Origin of the sequence: Arthrobacter pascens, assembly GCF_017052465.1 — a bacterium.
GTDB lineage: Bacteria > Actinomycetota > Actinomycetes > Actinomycetales > Micrococcaceae > Arthrobacter > Arthrobacter pascens.
This window is the reverse complement of record NZ_JAFHKT010000151.1, coordinates 563,339-582,197: the sequence shown is the minus strand read 5'-3', so window position 1 is coordinate 582,197 and position 18,859 is coordinate 563,339. Positions and strand designations below refer to the sequence as shown.

Here is an 18,859-nt window from a genome sequence, read left to right as displayed (position 1 = left end):
GGTCACACGGCGGCACCACCGGCACCGACAACGGCACCCTCCTGTGCTCCCATCACCACCACCTCATCCACAAAGAACAATGGACCATCCACATGCGATCCGGCGTCCCCTGGTTCATCCCGCCACCGCACATCGACCCCCACCAAAAACCCCGCCGCAACCACCACCACCGCACATGAACACCCGGGAACAAGGGCGATCACCAACGTGGCGTCCTAGGGCCGGAGCCCGACGACCACTGTGGCGTCGAGGTCGTCGGACCTCACAATGCGAGGCGTAAGCCCGCCCCGGGCCACCGTGGTTGCCGTGAGATCAGCCTGGCGACGGCTCGTTTCGATGAGCAGATGGCCTCCAGGCCTGAGCCACGTGCGCGCTGCAGCAGCAACCTTCCGCTGGATGTCGAGTCCGTCCTGCCCCCCGTCAAGTGACAGCCTGGACTCGTGGACGCGGGCTTCGTGGGGCATGCTGCTGATGGACTCGGTGGGCACGTACGGCGCGTTGACCGCCAAAATGTCTACCTGTCCCCTGAGGCGACGAGGGAGTGCCGAGTAAAGATCCCCTTCATGGACGTTGCCTCCTGCGGGAAGAATATTGCCTCGGGCACAGCGCACCGCCGCAGGATCGACGTCGGAAGCATGCAGCTCAATATCCTTTGCCACCGCAGCCAGGGCAGTACCCACAGCACCCGAGCCGCAGCAAAGGTCCACGACCACGGCGCCAGCCGCGGCCATCGGAGACGTTTTCACACGCAGGAGCTGCGCTGCTTCACGGACCAGCAATTCCGTACGACGGCGGGGCACGAAAACCCCGGGTTCCACAGCGATTCGAAGTCCGCAGAACTCTGCCCAGCCCAGAATATGCTCCAGCGGAAAGCCAGCAACCCGCTGATCAACGGCCTCCGACAGCTGACCCGGAGGAAAGCGGGCGGCGAGCAGTAGCTCGGCTTCCTCTTCGGCATAAACGCAGCCCGCGGCGCGAAGCCGGGTAGTGATGGCAGAGAGGGGTAGATGGTCAAACGGCATCGGAATGTCCTTCGGCTGAGCGATGGGCATCCCCTGCACCGACTAACCCCGGCGGTCCGGACGGCGGGCAGGGAGAACCCAGACTGGCATTGCGGTAATGGTTCCCACCTCCCCTGAATCTCAAAGCGCGGGCTTCGGGGCCCGCGAATCTTCATGTTATCGGACGCGGAGGGGCGGTCCTTGGCAAGATGGAGCCATGACGCCACGTGAAAACCACCTGCTCATCTGGACCGGCTCGTATACGGCGGACAACGGCGGTCACGGCGCCGGCATCGGGGCCATCGCAGCCGCACCCGACGGCACCCTCACCTGGCGGGGCACCGCCGCCAAGGCGGATTCGCCGTCGTTCATTGCTGTGCACCCCTCCCTGCCGCTGGTCTACGCCGTCGGTGAAAGTGCACAGTCCGTGCAGGCCTTTCGCCGGCGTGGCGAGTTCGGTCTGGAACCGGCGGGTGAGCCATGGCCTGCAGGAGAAGCCGCGTGCCATGTTGCCGTCGACCCCGGCGGCAGGTTCGTCGCCGTTGCCTGTTGGGGGGACGGCCAGGTACTGCTCTACGAACTGGATAACGACGGCGGCATCACAGCCCGCTTCGCAGCGGCACCGTCGGCGGATCCGTACGACGGCGGACGGCCCAGTCGCGCCCATGCCAGCCTCATGCTCGCCGACGGCCGCATCATGACCACCGACCTGGGACATGACCTGCTGCGCGTCTGGAACTACGTCCCCGGACATGGACTCGTGCTGGATCACGAAGTGGTGCTGCCCAAGGACAGCGGTCCCCGCCATCTGGTGCAGCACCCGGACGGCAGGATTTTCGTCGTCTCGGAGTATTCCATCGAGATCTTCGCAGCCCGGGCGGCATCCGGCACCGGGCAGTTCGAGTTGGTCAGCCAAGGCCCGGCATCGGCCGCCAACGCCCGCGAGGGCGACTCCGCGGCAGAGATTGCCCTGTCTCCAAATGGAAAGTTCGCCTACGTGGGAATCCGCGGTTCCAATCGGATCTGTGTGCTGGACGTCGACGGCGTGCGGGGCCACATCCGCCCGATGACGGACTTTTCCAGCGGAGGCGACTGGCCCCGCCACCACCTGGTCCGGGACGGGTGGCTTCATGTCGCCCACGAACGTTCCCACGACGTCACCACCTTCCGCCTCGACGCCGAATCCGGGCTTCCGGGCGACATCGGCAACAGGCTTGTTGTGGGTTCCCCTACGGCGCTGGTTGTGGCAAGCTAAAACGAATCGACAAACCCAATACAGCATCTGTCATCATCTTTACAGCGATGTCTTACTCACTGGAAAGGATGGCTTCCAGCGCGGCTTGGGCAGGTCGTCACGCACGTTACCCGGATGGGCCGGGATAAGCAGCGTTGCTTCGCGGAAGGTTTCTCAGCCATGTCCTCCAACCCTGTCCAGCGCTTCACGCGCCCCCGCACAACCCTCAACCACGCGCGCCGGGCCTCCGGCATCGCCCGTACCGCGGCGGCTGCTGCCGCCGTTCTGGCCCTCGTGAGCGCCGCCCTTCCCGCCCAGGCCGCACCGGGCTCCAGGGATCCGGGGTCCCCATCGGGCAGCCAGCCCTCGTCGGCCCTTCAGTCCCTGCGGGCACCGGTCACGGACGAGAACTTCTACTTCGTCATGGCGGACAGGTTCAGCAACGGCGATGCCGCCAACGACGACGGCGGGCTGGGACCGGATCCGATGGTGTCCGGTTTCGACCCCACGCGCAAAGGCTTCTACAACGGCGGCGACCTGAACGGGCTGCTGGAGAAGATCGACTACATCCAGGGGCTGGGCACCACGTCAATCTGGCTGACGCCCAGCTTCAAGAACAAGGCGGTGCAGCCAGAGGACAAGTCCGCCGGCTACCACGGCTACTGGGTCACCGACTTCACGCAGATCGATCCGCACCTGGGCACCAATGCCGAGCTCAAGGAACTCATCGATGAGGCGCATTCGCGCGGCATGAAGGTGTACTTCGACATCATCACCAACCACACGGCGGACGTCATTGGCTATGAGGAAGGCGCACGCGCCGGTTATGTGTCCAAGGACAAGGCGCCTTACCGCACGGCGGCCGGGGCGGAGTTCGATGACCGCGACTACGAAGGAAAGGCTGATTTCCCGCGGCTCGACGCAAAGACCTCGTTCCCGTACACACCCGTACTGGACCCGGCGGAGCAAAACCTCAAGGTGCCTGCCTGGCTCAACGATCCCACGCTCTATCACAACCGCGGGGACACCACTTTCGCCGGTGAGAATTCGTACTATGGCGACTTCTTCGGCCTGGATGACCTGTTCACCGAGCACCCCGCCGTCGTGAAGGGCATGACGGACGTCTACCAGACCTGGATCAGGGACTTCGGCGTTGACGGGTTCCGGATCGACACCATGAAGCACGTGAACGATGAGTTCTGGCAGCAGTTCGGTCCGAAGGTCCTCAGTTACGCGAAGCAGCAGGGCAAGGACGAGTTCTTCATGTTCGGGGAGGTCTTCGATACCTCCAAGAGCTTCACCTCGCAGTTCACCACCCGCAACAAGATGCAGGCCGTGCTGGACTTCCCTTTCCAGGACGCCGCCCGCAATTTTGCCTCCCGCAGCCGGGACGCCCGCCAGCTGGAGACGTTCTTTTCCCTGGACGACTGGTACACGGATGCAGACTCCAACGTGTACCAGCTGCCCACCTTCCTCGGGAACCACGACATGGGCCGGATCGGCAGCTTCATTTCCGCGGACAACCCGGGCGCTGACGACGCCGAACGGGTGTCCCGCGACGAGCTCGCCCACGAGCTGATGTACTTCTCGCGCGGAAACCCGGTGATCTACTACGGCGACGAGCAGGGCTTCACCGGCCCGGGCGGAGACCAGGATGCCCGCCAGACACTCTTCGCCAGCAAGGTGCCGGAATACCTCGACGACGATCTCCTCGGCACTGACGCCACCCATGCGACGGACAACTTCAACACCGCACACCCGCTCTATGGCAAGATCAGCGAACTCGCCGCGCTGACCAAGGACCACCCCGCCTTGCGGAACGGTGCGCATCAGCACCGCTACGCGTCCGATGGCCCTGGTGTCTACGCCTTCTCCCGCACGGACGCCAAGGACCAGCGCGAATACGTTGTGGCGCTGAACAACAGCGAGCAGCCCCGGACGGCGTCCATCCCCACGTACATCGCAAAGCGCAACTACACGCTTCTTTACGGTGACGCCGCGGCGGAATCGAAGACATCGGCGGACGGGAAGCTGACCGTAACCGTGCCGCCGCTGTCCGCAGTCGTCTACCAGTCCTCCGGCCGGATTCCGCACTCAAAGAGGGCCCCCGGCGTCACACTGCAGGCGCCCGCCCCAGCTGCAGCCACCGCCACCGCTCCCGGCGACAACGGGCGAATGCAGGTAACGGCCGACGTCGACGGCTCGTCGTTCTACCAGGTCACCTTCCAGGCCCAGACGGCCGGAGGGAAATGGGAATCCATCGGCACCGACGACACCGCACCGTACCGGGTCTTCCATGACGTGGCCTCACTCAATCCCGGGACGGCCCTGAAGTACCGGGCAGTGGCCCTCGACAACTCAGGCCACACGTCTGTCAGTCGCACCCGCGCCGCCTCGGTCCCGGCCCCGGCCCTGACCATCCAGCAGCCAAAGGAAGGCAGCACGGTCCAAGGGAACGTGGAGGTCATGGCCACGGCGGACCCCGAAAAGGCCAGCCACGAGGTGGGCTTCGAACGGAGGATTGCCGGCGGGGAATGGACGCCAGTCGGTGTGGCGGATGATTCCTCGCCCGATTACACCGTGGTGGACGACATAGCGGCCCTGCAGCTTCCGGACGGGACCAAGGTGAGCTACCGGGCGACAATGAGCAGTTCCGGCGTCAGCGTGGTCAGCGGCGTGCGGACCGTCGTCGTGGGAATCGCCGCCGTTCCGCAGCCACAGTCCGTCACCGTTGCGGGCGACCTGAACGATGAGATGGGATGCCCGGGCGACTGGCAGCCCGCATGCACGTCGGCGTTCATGGCCCTGGATCCGACCGACAGCATCTGGAAGCTGACCGCCCACCTGCCCGCCGGCAGGTACGAATTCAAGGCAGCCATCAACGGTTCCTGGGACGAGAACTACGGCCAGGGCGGGGCACAAAACGGCACGAACTTAGTCCTGAACCACGACGGCGGCCAGGTCACCTTCCGGTACAGCCACAGCACACATGTGATCACGGCCGGCTGAGTCCGTGCCGCCCGTTGCTTAGCCGCGGATCGACTCCTCGACCGCGGCTAAGAGGGCGTTGAACCGCTCGTTCTCGTCCAGGCTGTCGAGCAGTACGGAATCACCGTCGGAATTGGCCAGGGGCACCTGCCAGTTGGGGTACTGGGCTGACGTTGTCCCCGGCTGGTTCTGCACCCTGCGCTCCCCTACGGCGTCAACCAGTGCGACGCCGAGCAGCACGGACGGCGTCTGGGCCAGCAAGCGGTGCAGTGCCTCGATCCGTTCCTCCTCGGTACCGGCGTCGTCGGCCGGAAGAAGCCCCCGCTGCCGCAGCAGCTGCATCATCTTTTCAAGTGTGGCGTTGTGATCGAGCCGCTCCTCCTCCGCAGGCCGCTCAAGGAGGCCCAGCCCGCTGCGAAGCGTCACGTGGTCTCCGGCGAGGTAGCCCGCCGTCGGCGGGAGGTCGTGGGTGTTGACGCTGGAGAGGGCCTGCAGACGGTACTTTTCCGGCGCAAGGGGAGCGTCGCCGTCGCTCTCGAACCACAGGATGGAGGTGCCCAGGATGCCGCGCGCCGCCAGGTAGTCGCGGACCCACGGCTCAAAGGTGCCCAGGTCCTCCCCGATCACCACGGCGCCGGCACGCTGTGCCTCGAGCGCCAGAATCCCGATCAGGGCATCGTGGTCGAAACGGACGTAGGCGCCGTCCCCGGCGGAATTCCCGGCCGGCACCCACCAGAGGCGGAAGAATCCCAGGATGTGGTCCACCCGGATGCCGCCCGAATGCCGGAGAATCGTTGCCAGCATCTCCCGGAACGGACGGTAGCCGGCCTCGGCGAGGCGTGTGGGATGCCAGGGCGGCTGGTGCCAGTCCTGCCCCAGCTGGTTGTACATGTCCGGGGGCGCCCCCACGCTCACGCCGGAGGCGAGGACATCCTTCAACGTCCACGCGTCCGAGCTCTGCAGGTCCACACCGACGGCAAGGTCATGCACCACACCGAGCCGCATGCCGGCGCGCTTGGCGGCCGTCTGTGCGGATTCAAGCTGCTCATCGCAGAGCCACTGCAGCCAGCGGTGGAACTCTATCCGGTCCGCCAGCTCGTTCCGGAGCTTCTCCACGAGGGGCGAGCCGAGGGCTGCGGCAGGGTCGGTCCAGAAGGGATCGTCCGCGTCGATGTCTTCCCGGATCGCGCACCACAGGGCGAAGTCATCCAGTCCGGTTCCCGCCGCGCGGCAGAAGTCCTCAAAGGCGCGCTGACGGGACGGGGAGCGGCGGACCCCGTAGACCAGCTCCAGGGCGGCCAGCTTCGCGGCGTACGCCGTGTTCCGGTCCAGCCGGGTGGTGTCCTTGTTCAGTTTCCGCGCCTGCTTCATGAGGCCGCGGATGACAGCCTGCTTCTTGGGTTTCAGGTACGCCAGCTCCGGAATCGCCTCGACGCGGAGATACAGCGGGTTGAAGAAACGCCGGGTGGACGGTGAATACGGCGAGGGCTCCACGGGCGGCACGGGATCCGCCGCATGCAGGGGATTCACGAGCACATAGTCGGCCCCGCGGGCACCGGCGAGCGCGGCAAGCTCGGCGAGATCGGCGAAGTCCCCCACTCCCCAGGAGCGCTCGGAGCGCACCGAATACAGCTGGGTGGCCAGGCCCCAGCCGCGGCGTTCCTCAAGCGGCGCAGCTGTGGAGAGCCTGGACGGCACCACCACGAGGGTGGCCTCGGCCACCGTGCCCTCCGACTCAGCGCGCAGCGTATGCCATCCCAGGCCCGTGTTGGCCGGTACGTCGAACGTGGCCCGGCCGATGGTTACGCCATCCACCTCGCGCGGTTCCACCCAGGCGTCCTGCCGCCCGGCTTCGAGCTTTCGGCCATCCTCGGTAATGACGCTCAGGCGGACCGCTGAGCCGTCCCGGACGTGGACCGGCACCTGGGACGGCGTCCCTTCCTGAACCACGACGGCGGGCGGCAGCATCCGCCGCCACGGCGCCAGTTCCGATTCAGCCAAGGCACTCTCGATGAGCTGATCGGTGTGCGCTTGGACCCCCAGCGCCGCCAGGACGCGGATCAGGGTGGCTGGTGCAACGTCGTGCGGGTTCCCGTCCCAGCCCTGGTAGGTGGTACCCACTCCGTTGGCGTCCGCGAGCCAGCGCAGCAGCTCGGGGTTGACGGGGGTGCCGGAAGGTTCTGCCGGTGTTCCGGAAGTTGGCGCTTGCTGCTGGCTGGAAGCCTTCATTGATGTCCGCCTCGTCTGCTGTGATCGACCCAAACTTACAGTGCTCCCCTTGCGGCCGGCCGCTTTTCAGCACCGGGCAACTGTTGGTTCCGATTATTGCAGGGGGTTTGCCGTGTGAAGGCCAGCCGGGGCGTTAACCCGCGGCGCAGGCCTGCTGCAGCTGCTTCACCGACTCGTTGGGGACCTGATCGCCAGCCTCGGCTATCTCCGCCAACGGATCCGTGATCTCGGACGGAACGCCTGCCGTCTCCGCACCTGCCACAAGCCCGGTCAGCGCAGCCTTATCCGAGGCACTAACCAGGCCGTCCTCCAGCAGCGCGCAGATCTGGCCCTTCACCTGCTCGGCCGCAGCGTTCGCAACGCCCGAGGCGGCGGAGCTCGCCGCGTTCTGCACCGCTTCCTCCGCCTGGCCACACCCAGCCAACAGAAGCATCGCGGGAACCATGGCAAGGGCAGGGAGACGTAGTTTCATGCGTCCCACCCTAACAAGGTACCTGGGGGCTTCCCGGCACAGCCCCACCACCACGGACAACGATGTCCAAGGCAGCGCCAGGCCAGCAGTGTCGGAATCTGGCCCTAAATTCGTTGACTTGTCTCGTGGACTTAACTTAGCGTTCCTCACACTGACAACGTTGTCTAGGGGAAGGCGCGCGCAATGAAGGGCGATCTCAGGGAAATGAGCAGCAGAAAATCACGAAGAATGCAGGTCTGTTCCGCACTGGCTCTGGCAGGTCTCGGCCTAGCCGCAGTGCTGGGCGGGACAGGACCGGCCTCGGCAGCCGGGACGGTGGGCGACGAGCAGTACCGGCCGGCTATCCACTTCACGCCGAAGCAGAACTGGATGAACGATCCCAACGGGATGGTCTACTACAACGGCCTCTACCACCTGTATTACCAGCACAATCCCTCCGGCAACACATGGGGCAACATGTCATGGGGCCATGCCACGTCCAAGGACCTCACGCACTGGCAGGAACAGCCGCTGGCCATTGCCACCGATGACCAGCAGGACATCTTTTCCGGCAGCGTGGTGGTGGATAAGGACAACACGTCGGGCTTCGGCACTGCGGAAAAGCCACCCATGGTGGCAATCTTTACCAGCGCCTACAAGGACGCCTCGCCGTACAGAGGCCTCCAGGCACAATCCCTGGCTTACAGCCTGGACGAGGGCCAGACCTGGACCAAGTACAGCGCCAACCCGGTGCTCAACCGCAATTCTGCGAACTTCCGCGATCCCAAGGTTTTCTGGTACGCGGCCCCCGGGGGCGGCGGATACTGGGTGATGGCCGCCGTTGAGGCCACCGAACACAAGGTGCTGCTGTACAAATCCGGCAACCTCAAGGACTGGACGCCCCTTAGCGAATTCGGACCCGCGAACGCCACGGGCGGGCTGTGGGAATGCCCGGACCTTTTCCCCTTGGCAGTCGACGGCGATCCGGCCAACGTCAAGTGGGTCATGGTGGTCAACATCAACCCCGGCGGCGTAGCCGGTGGCTCGGCCGGCCAATACTTTGTGGGTGACTTCGACGGCACCACTTTCACCTCGGAGACGACCAAGGCGAGCGGCACGCTGCCCGCCGGTACCCCCCTCGCCGGATTCAATGACGGCACGTTCAACGGCTGGACGGTGAACAACGAGCCTGGCAACCTGAAAAACGGGCCGTTCGGGGACGCCCCCGCCGCCGGAACGCTTCCGGGGCAGAACGCCGTCACCGGTTTCGCGGGCGCCGGGCTCATCAATTCGTTTAACGACGGCGACTGGCCGGTGGGCTCCATGGGCTCGCCCGCGTTCACCGTGGGGAGCGACTACCTTAACTTCCTCGTCGGCGGCGGGCAGCATCCCCGGGTCTCGGACAAGCTGGACAACACACCACCTCCCGGCGATCTGCTGTTCAACGGCTTCGAGGTCCCGGACGGAACCACCCTGGCCGGCGCCGGCTGGACCGGCACCGGGGACCTGGCCCCCACCTTCCAGCCCGCCACCGCAGGCGGCGACTTCTTCATCGGCGCCAAACGCATCAACACGTTCGAAACCGGCGGCGCTCCCGGCGACGACAGGCAGGGAACCATGACCTCGCCGTCGTTCACTGTGTCCCGGAACTTCATGAGCATGCTGGTGGGAGGCGGACACCGGGATGCGGTGTCAGGCCAGCTGCTGGAGGCACAACTGGTCGTGAACGGCAACGTGGTGCGCACCGTTGCCGGTGACGACTCCGGCGCCCTCAACTGGAAAGGCTGGGACGTGTCTGAGTTTGCGGGGCAGCAAGCACAACTGCGGATCGTGGACCAGGCCACCGGCGGCTGGGGACACCTGACCCTTGACCACGTGATGCTGACGGACCAGGCCGCCGTGCCGCGTTCCGACGAAACCACGGTCAACCTCGTGGTCGACGGGAAAGTGGTCCGGACAGCGACAGGCGCCAACAGCGAAGTCCTTGACTGGGCGTCCTGGAACGTCTCGGAATTCAAGGGGCGGCAGGCGAGCATCCGCGTTGTGGACAACAACCGTTTCGGCTGGGGTCACATTCTTGCCGACGAGTTTGTCGCGTCCTCCCGTCCGGCGACGCCACGCCTTGAGACCTATGACTGGCTGGACTACGGCAGGGACTATTACGCGTCCGTGTCCTTCGGCAACATGCCGACCGATGAGCGCATCATGTTGGGCTGGATGAACAACTGGGACTACGCCAACGCCATTCCCACCTCGCCGTGGCGAAGTGCCATGTCCCTGCCCCGCCAGGTGGGGCTGACCCAGACGGCCGCCGGTCCCCGGCTGGTCCAGAAGCCCGCGCAGCAGGTGAGCAGCCTCGCAAAGAGGATCAGCTACACCGAAAAGCGGGCCAGGAGCATCACACCGGGAACCCACGTGCTGCCGTCGGCCGCTTGGGGCCAGGTCCAGAAAATCGACGTCACCTTCGCTCCCGGCACCGCGGCGAAGAGCGGCATCACGGTGCTCGGGAACGGGAATTCCTCGACCGTCATCGGCTACGACAAGGCCGCGGGCAAGCTGTATGTGGACCGGACGAAGTCCGGCAACACGGCCTTCCATCCGCTGTTCACCTCAGTGGACTCGGCCCCGGTGACGCCCGATGCCTTCGGTAACGTGACGTTGAGCATCTACGTCGACCGGTCCTCCGTGGAGGTCTTCGCCCAGAACGGCCTGCGAACCATCACCGACCAGGTCTTTCCCGAACAGGGAGCCAGCCAGGTCGCACTCTTCGCCGAAGGCGGCACAGCGCAGCTGAAGTCCATCACCGCCAAGCCGTTGACGCAGTCGATGTTCGTTCCGGAAACGAACACAGTCAAAAACAACAGGCAGTAGGAGGCGCGGCAGCAACCAAAGACTGCATACAGCAGCGGGGCGGGGACTGGAAGTCCCCGCCCCGCTGCACTTTGCCGACCGGCTGGCTCAGCCGACCGGCTGGCTCAGCCAGCCGGCTGCCTTAGCTGACCGGCTGAAGCCACGTCAGCACAGAGCCGTCTTCCTCGATGTGGTCGCGCAGCTCGCCGTTGAAGCGGGCGCCGTAGTCGGCGCTGATGTGCTCCTCAAACGCGGCATCGTCCTCGTACACTTCGAAAACAAAGTACTCGCGGGGGTTGGATTCGCGCGTATAGGGCAGGAACAGCTGGTTTCCCGGCTCACGCCGGACATGTTCCGTCAGTTCGCGCATCATTTCCGCAACCCGGTCTTCACTGCCGGGCTTCACTGTGAATTCTGCATAGAGCGTCTTGGCCATGGTTTTCCCCTCTGGGGTTCGGTGGGTGGTTGAAATCATGCGGGGTGGTCAGCGCGGGCGGAGTTCTCCGGATCCACGCTCGATGAGCTCCGACGGGACCACGTAAGTCTGCGGCGTGCTGTCGTCGCCGTCGATCCTGGCCAGCAGCCGCTCGGCGGCGAGCTTCCCGATTCGCTCCGGATGCTGCGCAATGACCGTGATGCCGGGGTCCATCATGTCCGCCAGCGTAAAATCGTCGAACCCAACGAGGGCCACCCGCCTGCTGGCGCCGAGCTCCTTCAGGGCACGCATGGCACCGAACGTGACAAGGTTCTGGCTGGAGAAGACAGCGGTCGGCGGGTCCTCGGACCGGAGCAGGCCGAGCGCGGCCTGGCACGCAGACTCCTCGTCGTGGAGTCCCTCGATCACCGGCACCGCGGACGTCGCGATGCCCGCCCGCCCCAGCTCCTCCACAAAACCGCGCTTGCGTTCGCGGGCCGTCTGGATGTCCGCGCGGTCACCCAGGTAGGCAAGTTTGGTGTGGCCGTGGGCGATCAGATGTGCTGCGGCCTTGGCGGCCCCGACGGCGTTGTCCGTCACCACGGCATCGGCCTCGATGCCCACCGGCTCCCGGTCGATGAACACCATGGGCAGGTCCCGTGAATGCTCCGGGATGACGTAGGACTGGCTCTTGGCGATGGGTGTCAGGACGAGGCCGTCAACCCGCCTGCCCAGGAAGGCGGCGACCAGGGCCTTCTCACGCTCGGGGTCGTCGTCGAGGCTGGCGGCGAAGACCGCTATCCCCCGGGCGGCAAGCGTGTCTTCCAATGCGCGGTGGATCTCGGAACTGAACGGGTTGGACACGCTGGGCAGCAGCAGCCCGATCGAGAGGGTCTGCCGGCCGGAGCGGCGCAGGCTCCCGGCCGCCATGTCCAGCTGGTAATTGAGCTGCTGGGAGGCGCTGAGGACCCGTTTCCGGGTGGCCTCCGAAACGCCGGCCTCATCGTTCATCACCCGCGAGACGGTCTTGATGCCCACCCCGGCGAGGGCCGCGACGTGGCGCATAGTGGGCCGATTCTTCGCCGCGTCGGCCTGGTAACGATTAGACATCGTTGTCATGATTTCGTCCTTCATCATCCAATTTCTCTTGACTCTACCCTGTGACGTTGATTACATGATGCATGACATCGTTGTCAGGCACGGGAAGTGCCTCGAAACCAGGAGATTCAATGTTGAGTTCCAAAGCCCCGCGGACAGCCGCCAACCGCCTGCTTGCCATCGGCGCAGTCCTGACCCTCGGCACGCTCAGCCTGACTGCCTGCGGCGGAAGTTCCCCAACCACTTCGTCTGCCGAAAGCTCTTCGGCCGAGAAGGTCGGTGTGTCCCTGATCGTCAAGACCACTTCGAACCCGTTCTTCGTTTCCATGCAGGACGGCGCAAAGAAGGCCGCCGAAACAGACGGCGTGGACCTCAAGCTCGCAGCCGGAAAGGCTGACGGCGATGAAGAAACCCAGATCCAGGCGATCGAGAACGCCATCTCCAAGGGCGACAAGGGCATCCTCATCACGCCCAACGGCCCCTCTGTGGTTGATGCACTGAAGAAGGCCAAGGACGCCGGCCTGTTCGTCATCGCCCTCGACACTCCGCCGGACCCGGCTGACGCCGCCGACATCACGTTCGCCACCGACAACTTCGCCGCTGGTGAACTGATCGGCAAGTGGACCGCCGCCCAGCTCGGAGGGAAAAAGGCCACCATCGCCCTGCTGGACCTGTTCGACGACAAGGTCGTCTCCGTGGACTACAACCGGGACCAGGGCTTCCTCACCGGACTGGGCATCGACACCGCGGACAAGAAGAAGAACGGCGACGAAGCCAAAACCGGCAAGTACACCGGCGGCAAGGGCGGCGACTACGAAATCGTGGGCAGCCAGGCAAGCCAGGGTGCTGAGGACGGCGGCCGGACCGCCATGGAAACCCTGCTCGCCAAGAACCCGAACGTCAATGTGGTCTACACCATCAACGAGCCAGCTGCGGCCGGCGCCTTCGAGGCGTTGAAGTCTGCCGGCAAGGAAAAGGACGTGCTGGTGGTCTCGGTGGACGGCGGCTGCTCGGGCGTCAACAACGTCAAGGCCGGCGTGATCGGCGCCACTGCCCAGCAGTACCCGGTGAAGATGGCGGAACTGGGCGTCAAGGCCATCGTTGAGCTGGCCAAGACCGGCAAGAAGCCGGCCAACTCACCAGGACTGGACTTCTACAACACCGGCGTCGAGCTCGTCACGGATAAGGCCGCCGATGGCGTCAAGAGCATCACCACCTCCGAGGCCTCCAAGATCTGCTGGGGCAAGTAGCCAGCTTTGAACCCTGCGCCGCGGGAAGTGCCGAAGATGCACTTCCCGCGGCCCCACACCACCAGAACCTCAAAGTTCAGGAGCAACAGTGACCCAGCAACAGACCGCCGGCCCGCCCGCCGCAGGGCATGCAGACCCGGCCGAGGAATTCCTCGACCGCCAGACCCCGCTCAGCCGAATCCGCAATATCCTCCACCGCTATCCCGCACTCAGCCCGGCCATTGTCCTGCTTGTTGCGGTGGTGGTCTTCGGGCTCCTCAATGAGAGGTTCCTGCGGGTCGAGAACCTGTCCCTGATCACCCAGCAGGTCTCGGTGGTCGGAACCCTCGCAATCGCGCAGACCCTCATCATCCTCACCGCCGGCATCGATCTCTCGGTGGGCGCCGTCATGATCCTCGCGTCCATGGTGGTGGCACAGCTGGCCGTCGGCAGCGGCGCGCCGGCTCCGCTCGCTCTCCTCCTCGGCCTCGTCGTGGGTCTGGCAGCGGGGGCGCTGAACGGCTTCCTGGTCACCAGGTTCCGGCTTCCCCCGTTCATCGTCACGCTCGGAACGCTGAACATCTTCATCGCCCTGACGCTTCTCTACTCCGGCGGCTCCACAGTCCGCGGCTCCAGCATGCCCGGCCTGTTGACGTGGATGGGCAGCACGTTCCCGGTCGGCCCTGTCCGGATCTCCACAGGCGTGGTCATGATGCTCCTGCTTTACATCGCGGTCGCGTTCATCCTCGGCAAGACCGCGTGGGGCCGCCATGTCTACGCGGTGGGCGATGACAAGGAAGCTGCCCGTCTGGCCGGTATCCCGGTGAACCGGGTCCTCATGAGCGTTTACCTCGCAGCCGGGGCCGTATTGGCCATCGGCGCGTGGATCCAGATCGGCCGCACCAACGCAGCCAGCCCCAACGCAGGCGTGGACCTGAACCTCGACTCCATCACCGCCGTCGTCATCGGCGGAACCAGCCTCTTTGGCGGACGCGGCTCCATCTGGGGCTCCCTCCTCGGGGCGCTGATCGTCGGGGTGTTCCGCAACGGCCTCTCGCTGGCCGGTCTGGATGTGCTCTACCAGACCCTCGCAGTGGGCGTCCTCATCATCGTCGCTGTGTCCATCGACCAGTGGATCCGAAAGGTGAAATCATGACCGCCACAGAATTCCAGCCGGCCAAGACCGAGGTCCGCCAGCCGATCCTGCAGGCCAGGAACCTCGTCAAGACCTTCGGCCGCGTCGTGGGTCTGGACGGCGTCAGCCTCGACCTGTACCCGGGCGAAGTCCTGGCGATCATCGGCGACAACGGTGCCGGAAAATCCACGCTCATCAAGTGCCTCACGGGGGCCGAGATCCCGGACTCGGGCGAGCTGAAGGTCTCCGGCCAGCCCGTCCACTTCAAGCGCCCGCAGGACGCCCGCGTCCACGGCATCGAGACGGTGTACCAGAACCTTGCGGTGTCACCGGCGCTCGACGTCGCTTCCAACCTGTTCCTGGGCCGTGAAGAGCGGCTTCCCGGCCCGCTGGGAAAAATCTTCCGCGTCCTTGACACCAAGGGCATGCGCCGCAAGGCCAAGGAGGAGCTGACCCGGCTCGGCATCTCAACGCTCCAGGACGTGACGGTGCCGGTGGAAAACCTGTCCGGCGGCCAGCGCCAGGCGGTGGCTGTCGCCCGCGCCGCGGCGTTCGGATCCAAGGTGGTTGTGCTGGACGAGCCGACGGCGGCGCTTGGCGTGCGGGAATCGAACCAGGTCCTGCAGCTGGTCCGTGACCTCCGCGACAGGGGCCTGCCGGTGATCCTGATCAGCCACAACATGCCCCATGTGTTCGACGTGGCCGACCGGATCCACATCCAGCGCCTCGGCAAGTGCGCCGCCACCATCACCCCCCAGTCGCACAGCATGACCGATGCGGTGGCGATCATGACGGGTGCAGCCACCGCCTGACCCGGCGAATACCGCTTTCCCCAGCACTCCGTCCGCGGGCCTGCAGCAGCAGGTCCGCGGACGGCCCCATGAAAGGCCCTCCATGCTCAAGACCCACTCCAGCACTCCAGCGGCCCAGCCTGACGTCATCGTCATCGGCGAGGCGCTCACCGACATCGTCGCCACATCCGACGGCACAGTGGAGCACCCGGGCGGATCGCCGATGAACGTCGCCTACGGGCTGGGACGCCTCGGCGTTGGCGCCGCCCTCCTGACGTCGATCGGCGACGACGACCGCGGTGCCGCGATTGAGGCGCACCTGGCCGGCGCCGGCGTCGAACTCCTCCCCGGTTCGAAATCGCAGGGGCGCACCGCCTCCGCAACGGCCACACTTGCGGCCGACGGCTCCGCACATTACGACTTCGACATCAGCTGGGAGCTCCCGCCCGTGGCTCCCGCCTTCCTCCCCAAGGTCCTCCACACCGGCTCGATCGCCACATTCCTGGCCCCCGGCGCCGCCGCTGTCAGGGAGCTTCTTGAACAGTCGCACCGCGAGTGCCTGGTCACGTACGATCCCAACATCCGGCCTGCGCTTCTGGGAAGCCAGGCCGAGGCACGGTCAATTTTCGAGGACCTGGTCCCGCTGACCGATGTGGTCAAGCTCAGCGATGAGGACGCCCGCTGGCTCTACCCGGGCCTTGAGCTCGAGGCCGCCGCGGCGCGGATCCTCGAGCTCGGCGCGGGGCTGGCGGTAGTCACCTGCGGCTCCGAGGGCTCCCTGCTGGCCACCCCGGCCACGCAGCTGAACATCCCGGCCATCAGGTCTGTGGTGGCTGACACCATCGGTGCCGGCGATTCCTACATGGCGGCGCTGATCTACGGCCTGCTGGCCCGCGGAACGGACGGCCTGGCTCCCGCCGTGCTGGAGACGCTCGGGCGCACGGCATCGAAGGCCGCCGCCATCACGGTCCGCCGGCCCGGCGCGAACCCGCCCACGGCTGACGAGCTGCTCGCGGACCTGCCGGAACAGGCGTCCGCTCCCGCCGCCGTCGTCGCCTAACGCAGCAGCCGGTGGGTGCTGCACCCCAGGGTCATGCCTGCCGTGCAGCACCCACCGTCAGGTGCTGAACGCGTCCGTCCACGAACGTCGCCAACGCTCGCGCCGCAGCCAGGTCGTCCGGGGCACCGCAGCAGGCGGAGCTCAGCTAAAGTCCGGCGGTGCCGGGCTGGACGCGAGGTTCCGCACGGCGGGGCCCTGGATGACGGTGCCGTCGGTGCTGAAGCGGGAACCGTGGCACGGGCAGTCCCAAGTCACGTCCGCCGGGTTGAACTCGACCGTGCAGCCCAGGTGGGTGCAGACGGCCGACACGGCGCTGACATCGCCGGCCGGACTGCGGTACACAGCAGTCTCGGCCCCGTCCACGTCCACCACCTGCCCCTCGCCCGGAGCGATGACAGGCGGGACGGTCCGCGCCTCCGGCGGCGCGGGAGCCGGCCCGGACTCTGCTTGCCCGTTGTCTGCTGGCTCACTCTCTGCTTGCCCGCTGTCCGCTGGCTCACTCTCTGCTTGCTCGCTGTCCGCCTGCCCACCCTCTGTCGGCGCCGCACGCCCGTCTCGGACGCCCCGCGTGCTGTCAAACACTGCTGCCCACGGGTTGTGCAGGCCGCACAGCGTGTCGCGGAGGATCAGGGCTGCGGCGGTGCCGTTGGTCAGGCCCCATTTGCGCAGCCCGGTGATCACGTGAATGTGCCGGGATTCCGGTGACATTGGCCCGACGAAAGGCAGCCCATCGGCAGGCATCGCATCCTGGGTGGACCAGCGGAAGACGACCTCGTCGGTGCCCAGACGGTCACGGGCAAACGAGCTGAGCCGGCGGTACCGTTCGGCCGAGTCGCTGCGCTCCGACGCGGGGTGGCCTTCGCCGCCGGTAAGGACATAGCTTGTGCCATCGAGGTCGATGGTCAGGATGGAGCGCATCGGCTCGTCAACGCTGAGAAATGTCGAGTCCGTCGGGGGAAGGTCACTGCGGGCGGCAACGATATAGGAGCGGTGCAGGTAGCACCGCTCCTCGAAGATTCCGTCGTCCTCGATCGGCATATTCGTCGCCACAATGATCTCCCGGGCACGGACCGAGCCCCGCTCCGTGTCGACCACTGCCGGCGACCCGTCCCGGAACCCCGTGGCTGGCGAGTCCTCGAAGACAAAGCTGCCGTCTCCGTCCACAGCACGGGCCAGACCCTGCACGTACCGGAGCGCGTGGATCTGCGCCTGGTCATCGAACCGGACCGCCCCCTTGACGGCGAAGGGCAGCGGCACTTCGGTGGTGAAGGACGCGGGGAGTCCGAGCCTGGCGGCCAGTGCCGCTTCCTCCCGGACGAGATCGAGCGTGGCTTCCGATTCGGCGTACGTGTAGTTGGATACCCGCCGGAAGCCGCAGTCGATGCCTTCGTCCGCCACCGTGCCGGCAACATGCTGAATCGCGGCTTCGTTGGCCTGACCGTAGATGCGGGCTGCCTCGGCACCGTGCCGGCCGGCAAGTTCCGTGTAGGCCAGCCGGTGCAGGGACGTGACCTTGCCAGTGGTGTTTCCGGTGACCCCGGTGCCCACCCGGGCCGCCTCCAACACGGCCACCGTCTGGCCGGCCCGTTTCAGGGCCAGCGCAGCCGTCAGGCCTGCGATGCCGCCACCGATCACGGCCACATCGACGTCGAGGTCCGCGTTGAGGGCTGCGTAGCTCGTGGATGCACTGGTGGCCGCCCAGAGGGAGGCGAACTTACCTGCTGGCTGCTCACTCACGGTATCCGCCTTCCACGCAGTTGGGCTTGCTTGGGCCGGGTTCTCAGTCCCCGGCGGTCTTCGCCGCCTTGGCCGCGGCCTTGGCGGCCTGCTTGCTGGCGCGCACCTTGCTCAGTGATTCCGGATCGACGATGTCGGCGACGGAGAGGAAGGCGTCCTCCTGGCCGTAGTGTCCGGCGGCCTCGCGCCAGCCCTCCGCCTGGAGGCCGCACTGCTTCCCCAGAAGAGCCAGGAAGATCTTCGCCTTTTGCTCGCCGAATCCGGGTAGCGCCTTGAGCCTGCGCAGCACTTCCTTGCCATCGGGGTCACCCTGCGTCCAGATGGCCGTGGCGTCCCCGTTCCACTCACTGTGCACCGTCTCGGCGAGGGCCTGGACACGTCCAGCCATGGATCCCGGGAAACGGTGCACGGCCGGCCGCTCCTTGAACACGTCGACGAAGCCCTGGGGGTCGTACCCCGCGATCGCCGCGGGTTCCATGGACCCGATGCGTGTGCGGATCTTTTCGGGGCCGGCAAACGCCGACTCCATGGTGACCTGCTGGTCAAGAAGCATGCCGGTGAGCAGCGCAAACGCGTCATCGCTGAGCAGTTTGTCGGCGGCGGGGTCCCCTGTGATGTGCAGTTCCATGGGTCCTATCCTG

At 66.0% G+C, this 18,859-nt stretch carries 15 protein-coding genes; 8 read left to right on the top strand and 7 right to left on the bottom strand.

Going from position 1 to position 18,859, the window contains the following annotated elements:
* The coding region (locus JYA52_RS22615) for an HNH endonuclease (RefSeq protein WP_372433962.1) at positions 1-179 on the top strand (179 nt) is incomplete at its 5' end.
* A gap of 36 nt (positions 180-215) precedes the next feature.
* On the opposite strand, the gene JYA52_RS20835 is transcribed toward JYA52_RS22615, so the two are convergent.
* Positions 216-1,022: a putative protein N(5)-glutamine methyltransferase gene (locus JYA52_RS20835; protein WP_205655261.1), complete on the bottom strand. Its 807-nt coding sequence runs from the start codon at positions 1,020-1,022 to the stop codon at positions 216-218.
* A 196-nt stretch (positions 1,023-1,218) separates the two neighbouring features.
* Here JYA52_RS20835 and JYA52_RS20830 point away from each other — a divergent pair, with 196 nt between their 5' ends.
* Together JYA52_RS20830 and JYA52_RS20825 are read left to right on the top strand one after the other, a co-directional pair.
* A complete protein-coding gene (locus JYA52_RS20830) occupies positions 1,219-2,256 on the top strand; it encodes a lactonase family protein (RefSeq protein ID WP_205655260.1) in 1,038 nt (345 codons plus the stop codon).
* A 159-nt stretch (positions 2,257-2,415) separates the two neighbouring features.
* The gene (locus JYA52_RS20825) at positions 2,416-5,244 is read left to right on the top strand and encodes an alpha-amylase family glycosyl hydrolase (protein ID WP_205655259.1); all 2,829 of its coding nucleotides are present in this window, start codon (positions 2,416-2,418) and stop codon (positions 5,242-5,244) included.
* Between the two features lie 18 nt (positions 5,245-5,262).
* Here JYA52_RS20825 and malQ read toward each other — a convergent pair whose 3' ends face one another.
* Both malQ and JYA52_RS20815 read right to left on the bottom strand, forming a co-directional pair.
* Positions 5,263-7,452 (bottom strand): 4-alpha-glucanotransferase, encoded by a 2,190-nt coding sequence (gene malQ, locus JYA52_RS20820; protein ID WP_205655258.1) that lies wholly within the window; start codon positions 7,450-7,452, stop codon positions 5,263-5,265.
* A gap of 133 nt (positions 7,453-7,585) precedes the next feature.
* Complete coding sequence (locus JYA52_RS20815; protein WP_205655257.1) at positions 7,586-7,924, bottom strand: hypothetical protein; 339 nt, start codon at positions 7,922-7,924, stop codon at positions 7,586-7,588.
* A gap of 183 nt (positions 7,925-8,107) precedes the next feature.
* Between JYA52_RS20815 and JYA52_RS20810 the strand changes: the two genes are divergently transcribed.
* Positions 8,108-10,774 carry a GH32 C-terminal domain-containing protein gene (locus JYA52_RS20810; RefSeq protein WP_240460571.1) on the top strand — a complete coding sequence of 889 codons (2,667 nt, stop codon included), beginning with the start codon at positions 8,108-8,110 and terminating at the stop codon, positions 10,772-10,774.
* Between the two features lie 121 nt (positions 10,775-10,895).
* Here the strand turns inward: JYA52_RS20810 and JYA52_RS20805 are convergent, their stop codons facing one another.
* Positions 10,896-11,189 (bottom strand): putative quinol monooxygenase, encoded by a 294-nt coding sequence (locus tag JYA52_RS20805; protein ID WP_205655256.1) that lies wholly within the window; start codon positions 11,187-11,189, stop codon positions 10,896-10,898.
* A gap of 48 nt (positions 11,190-11,237) precedes the next feature.
* Complete coding sequence (locus JYA52_RS20800; RefSeq protein WP_205655300.1) at positions 11,238-12,233, bottom strand: LacI family DNA-binding transcriptional regulator; 996 nt, start codon at positions 12,231-12,233, stop codon at positions 11,238-11,240.
* Between the two features lie 164 nt (positions 12,234-12,397).
* Between JYA52_RS20800 and JYA52_RS20795 the strand changes: the two genes are divergently transcribed.
* The 4 genes from JYA52_RS20795 (at position 12,398) to JYA52_RS20780 (ending at position 16,481) form a co-directional block, all read left to right on the top strand.
* The gene (locus tag JYA52_RS20795) at positions 12,398-13,516 is read left to right on the top strand and encodes a substrate-binding domain-containing protein (RefSeq protein WP_205655255.1); all 1,119 of its coding nucleotides are present in this window, start codon (positions 12,398-12,400) and stop codon (positions 13,514-13,516) included.
* 88 nt (positions 13,517-13,604) lie between these two features.
* Complete coding sequence (locus tag JYA52_RS20790) at positions 13,605-14,651, top strand: ABC transporter permease (RefSeq protein WP_205655254.1); 1,047 nt, start codon at positions 13,605-13,607, stop codon at positions 14,649-14,651.
* Complete coding sequence (locus JYA52_RS20785) at positions 14,648-15,442, top strand: ATP-binding cassette domain-containing protein (RefSeq protein WP_205655253.1); 795 nt, start codon at positions 14,648-14,650, stop codon at positions 15,440-15,442. The genes JYA52_RS20790 and JYA52_RS20785 overlap by 4 nt, the downstream gene beginning before the upstream one ends.
* 82 nt (positions 15,443-15,524) lie before the next feature.
* The gene (locus JYA52_RS20780; protein WP_205655252.1) at positions 15,525-16,481 is read left to right on the top strand and encodes a carbohydrate kinase family protein; all 957 of its coding nucleotides are present in this window, start codon (positions 15,525-15,527) and stop codon (positions 16,479-16,481) included.
* Positions 16,482-16,622: 141 nt separating this feature from the next.
* Here JYA52_RS20780 and JYA52_RS22985 read toward each other — a convergent pair whose 3' ends face one another.
* Positions 16,623-18,218, bottom strand: coding sequence for an FAD-dependent oxidoreductase (locus tag JYA52_RS22985; RefSeq protein ID WP_205655251.1), 1,596 nt, complete (start codon positions 18,216-18,218; stop codon positions 16,623-16,625).
* Between the two features lie 43 nt (positions 18,219-18,261).
* Positions 18,262-18,846, bottom strand: a complete 585-nt coding sequence (locus tag JYA52_RS20770) for an HhH-GPD-type base excision DNA repair protein (protein ID WP_205655250.1) — start codon at positions 18,844-18,846, stop codon at positions 18,262-18,264.
* Positions 18,847-18,859: the final 13 nt, after the last annotated feature.

Excerpts from the sequence above, each read along its gene's own strand:
- JYA52_RS20835 (WP_205655261.1), bottom strand. The coding sequence starts at position 1,022 with ATGCCGTTTGACCATCTACCCCTCTCTGCCATCACTACCCGGCTTCGC.
- JYA52_RS20830 (WP_205655260.1), top strand. The coding sequence starts at position 1,219 with ATGACGCCACGTGAAAACCACCTGCTCATCTGGACCGGCTCGTATACG.
- JYA52_RS20825 (WP_205655259.1), top strand. The coding sequence starts at position 2,416 with ATGTCCTCCAACCCTGTCCAGCGCTTCACGCGCCCCCGCACAACCCTC.
- malQ (WP_205655258.1), bottom strand. The coding sequence starts at position 7,452 with ATGAAGGCTTCCAGCCAGCAGCAAGCGCCAACTTCCGGAACACCGGCA.
- JYA52_RS20815 (WP_205655257.1), bottom strand. The coding sequence starts at position 7,924 with ATGAAACTACGTCTCCCTGCCCTTGCCATGGTTCCCGCGATGCTTCTG.
- JYA52_RS20810 (WP_240460571.1), top strand. The coding sequence starts at position 8,108 with ATGAAGGGCGATCTCAGGGAAATGAGCAGCAGAAAATCACGAAGAATG.
- JYA52_RS20805 (WP_205655256.1), bottom strand. The coding sequence starts at position 11,189 with ATGGCCAAGACGCTCTATGCAGAATTCACAGTGAAGCCCGGCAGTGAA.
- JYA52_RS20800 (WP_205655300.1), bottom strand. The coding sequence starts at position 12,233 with ATGCGCCACGTCGCGGCCCTCGCCGGGGTGGGCATCAAGACCGTCTCG.
- JYA52_RS20795 (WP_205655255.1), top strand. The coding sequence starts at position 12,398 with ATGTTGAGTTCCAAAGCCCCGCGGACAGCCGCCAACCGCCTGCTTGCC.
- JYA52_RS20785 (WP_205655253.1), top strand. The coding sequence starts at position 14,648 with ATGACCGCCACAGAATTCCAGCCGGCCAAGACCGAGGTCCGCCAGCCG.
- JYA52_RS20780 (WP_205655252.1), top strand. The coding sequence starts at position 15,525 with ATGCTCAAGACCCACTCCAGCACTCCAGCGGCCCAGCCTGACGTCATC.
- JYA52_RS20770 (WP_205655250.1), bottom strand. The coding sequence starts at position 18,846 with ATGGAACTGCACATCACAGGGGACCCCGCCGCCGACAAACTGCTCAGC.